The 2,433-nt window shown below is 60.3% G+C and carries 2 protein-coding genes and 1 pseudogene; 2 read left to right on the forward strand and 1 reads right to left on the reverse strand.

Annotation, left to right across the window (positions count from 1 at the left end):
- Positions 1–365: pseudogene (locus WCA53_RS11200) on the reverse strand (guanylate cyclase); the annotation flags it as partial.
- Positions 366–758: 393 nt separating this feature from the next.
- On the opposite strand from WCA53_RS11200, the gene WCA53_RS11205 reads away from it, so the two are divergent.
- Both WCA53_RS11205 and WCA53_RS11210 read left to right on the forward strand, forming a co-directional pair.
- Positions 759–1,250: a (2Fe-2S)-binding protein gene (locus WCA53_RS11205; protein WP_423909295.1), complete on the forward strand. Its 492-nt coding sequence runs from the start codon at positions 759–761 to the stop codon at positions 1,248–1,250.
- Positions 1,247–2,263 (forward strand): FAD binding domain-containing protein, encoded by a 1,017-nt coding sequence (locus WCA53_RS11210; protein ID WP_423909298.1) that lies wholly within the window; start codon positions 1,247–1,249, stop codon positions 2,261–2,263. Before WCA53_RS11205 ends, WCA53_RS11210 begins: the two co-directional genes overlap by 4 nt.
- Positions 2,264–2,433: the final 170 nt, after the last annotated feature.

Raw genomic sequence — 2,433 nt, forward strand, 5'->3', positions numbered from 1 at the left:
TCGAGATAGGTATTGACGAGATTCCGCCAGTCCTCAACGTCGAGTGCAGCCGCAAGTTCGCTCGAGCCGACAAGATCGCAGAACATGACTGTGATCGGACGTCGTTCGGCGGAATCGGGCTGCCCGAACGATTGGGCTGGGGCGGGCGCGGCTGGCCTCGGTCGGGCTTGAGCCGTTCGAGGTTGCTGTGCGCCGAGCTCCGCTATTGACCTTAGAAGTCGCCTGCGGTCGCCGAGAGGGACGCCGAGTTCTCGGAGGTCGCCATCGGTAAGATCGGCGAGCACGTCAAAATCGATCTTGTTTTCTCGAAACTTTTCCTCGTATCGACCGAGGCCAAGACCACGGAGCCACACGCGGACATTCATGATCGCTTTCTCGGCGGGGCGAAACTAACCCCTGATCCTCTGGTGAATGTAGGGATAAGACGCACAACACGCATGAAGCAGATTGGTCAGCAATGCGTAGAACTACCTACAGGCTGCTAGACGATCTGGATTTGACGTCAGGCCCGGCCTCGCACAAGGTGATGCGAACTACACCGATCTGGAAGATCGCTCGCCCAGGCTTGAGCGATCACGGTGCCGACAATTGCAAATGGAAGGCGGCGCTAATTGCGCGCCGCGCCCGGAAACCAGCGCCTATGCCAAAATATTAGCACCGGACCCATCACCGACGGCATCAGCACCGCCAGCCCATGTCGACGAAGCTTGATCGTGGCAATGCGTAGCGACTCGTTCCGCGCCTGTTAGGAGTTGGAGATGACGGAGATCGTTGTGCCTCTTCCGGAAATGGTTTCGGTGAGTCTGACAGTTAACGGCAGCCTTCAGACGCTTTCGCTCGATCCCCGGACGACACTTCTCGACGTGTTGCGAGAGCATCTCGACCTGACTGGCACGAAGAAAGGCTGTGATCAGGGCCAATGCGGCGCCTGCACTATCCTGATGGACGGACGGCGCATCAATTCGTGCCTCACGTTTGCCGCCATGTACGATGGCGCCCAGATCACCACGATCGAGGGGTTGGCCGTCAACGGCGTGCTGCATCCCCTGCAGCAGGCGTTCATCGATCATGACGCTTTCCAGTGCGGCTATTGCACGTCCGGGCAAATCTGCTCTGCGGCTGGGCTGATCGCGGAGGGTCGGGCAAAAAACGCGGATGAAATCCGTGAGCTCATGAGCGGTAATATCTGTCGTTGCGGCGCTTACACCAACATTGTCGCGGCAGTCGAGCAAGTGGTGGGGCGATCATGATCAACTTCCAGTACGCACGCGCAAACGACGTTGCGGAAGCGGTACGTCTCATCGGGCGCAGTCCCAACGCCAAATTCATCGCCGGCGGCACCAATCTAATCGATTTGATGAAGATGGATGTCGAACAACCAACCACCATTGTCGACATCACTCGGCTGCCACTCAAGCAGATCGAAGGCATGCCTGCCGGCGGCCTGCGTATCGGCGCGCTCGTTCGCAACACGGATCTCGCTTACCACCCGCTCGTGGAGCAGCGTTATCCGGTTCTCGCCAGCGCGATCATGGCGGGAGCCTCGCAACAGCTGCGCAACATGGCCTCGACCGGCGGAAATCTCCTACAGCGTACGCGCTGCCATTACTTCTACGACACTGCGGCGACCTGCAACAAACGAGAGCCCGGCAGCGGCTGCTCCGCCATTGACGGACACAATCGCATGCACGCGATCCTCGGTGCGAGCGAAACCTGTATCGCGGTCCACCCATCTGACATGTGCGTCGCGCTCGCGATATTGGAGGCGAAGGTCCACGTTACTGGCGTCTCAGGCGACCGCGTGATCGCGTTTGCGGACCTCCACAGGTTACCGGGTGACACACCGCAGCGCGACACCAGCCTCAATGCCGACGAGATCATAACCGCGGTGGAGCTGCCGCCGCAGGGTTTCGCAAAGAACTACACGTATCTGAAAATCCGTGACCGGCTCTCGTATGCGTTCGCGCTTGTGTCCGTCGCAGTTGGGCTCGAACTCGACGGTGACATCATCAAGGAGGCACGCTTCGCGCTCGGCGGCGTTGCGCACAAGCCGTGGCGCGATCCACAGGCTGAAGCCGCGCTGCGCGGTCAGCCCGCAGTTGCCACGACGTTCGTCAGCGCAGCGAATGTGCTGCTACGCGACGCCAAGGGCTACGGGCGCAATACTTTTAAGATCGATCTCGCGCGCCGTGGCATCGTGCGCGCGCTCACACAAGCCGCGCGCGGTACGCCGCAGTCACAGTCGTCCAAGAAGATCATCTGAGATAGCCATGGCACCTTACATCGGCACCGGAACATCCCGCATCGACGGCGTCGCGAAAGTCACCGGCGCGGCCAAATATGCGGCCGAGTTCAACGCGCCCGGCCTCCTCCACGGCAGCATAGTCACCTCGACGATCGCGAAAGGCCGCATCACGGGCATCGACACAAATG

The sequence above is a fragment of the Caballeronia sp. genome, assembly GCF_049581465.1.
Classification (GTDB): domain Bacteria; phylum Pseudomonadota; class Gammaproteobacteria; order Burkholderiales; family Burkholderiaceae; genus Caballeronia.